1 pseudogene is annotated in these 661 nt (G+C 78.5%); it reads right to left on the bottom strand.

What is annotated here, in order from left to right:
• A pseudogene (locus FV227_RS29480) lies at positions 1-661 on the bottom strand (helicase); the annotation flags it as partial.

Below are 661 nucleotides of genomic sequence, written 5' to 3'. Positions count from 1 at the left end.
GGGCGCCGTCGCGGCCGCGGCCGGCACCGCGCGGGCGGTTCGGGCGCGGGTTGGCCTGGCGCTGGTGACGCTGCAGCGTCCACACCTCGATGGTCGCCAGCTCCTCGGCGACGGTGTCGGCGAGAAGCTCGGACGCGGCCTCGGCGGGAATCGCGTCGGCCGCCGGCGCGACGGCACCCTCGCCGACCGTCGGGGCCTCGGCCGTAGCCGCCTCGGTCGCCGGCGCCTCGACGGGCTCGGCCGCCGTCGCCTCGACGCCTGCCTCGTCCGTCGCCGGCTCGGCGATGGCCTCCTCGGCGGGCGCTGCTTCCGCAACCGGCTCCTCGGCGGCAGGCGCCGCCTCGGGCTCGTGCGTTGCCTCGGGCGCGTCGTCGTGGACGGCCTCCGCATCCGGCGCGTTCGGCTCCGCCGGCTCCGAGACGGCCTCCGATGTCGCCGCGTCGGCGGGCGCGGTCTCGGCGACCTCGGTCTCGGAGGTCGCCTCGGGCTTGGCTTCCGCGGCGGGGGCGGCGGGCTGGACCGGCGTCGTCGACGCGGCGGGCAGCAGCGGCACCGTGATCGCTGGGCCGGGCCGGGTCTCGGCGGCGTAGCCCAGCGAGGTCAGGATCGAGGCGAAGTCCTCGCCCGAGCAGCCGACCAGCGAGGTCATGCCGACGGTGGC

The organism is Methylobacterium sp. WL119 (assembly GCF_008039875.1).
Taxonomy (GTDB): domain Bacteria; phylum Pseudomonadota; class Alphaproteobacteria; order Rhizobiales; family Beijerinckiaceae; genus Methylobacterium.
The sequence above is the reverse complement of the archived record's forward strand: the minus strand, read 5'-3'. Positions and strand labels throughout refer to the sequence as shown.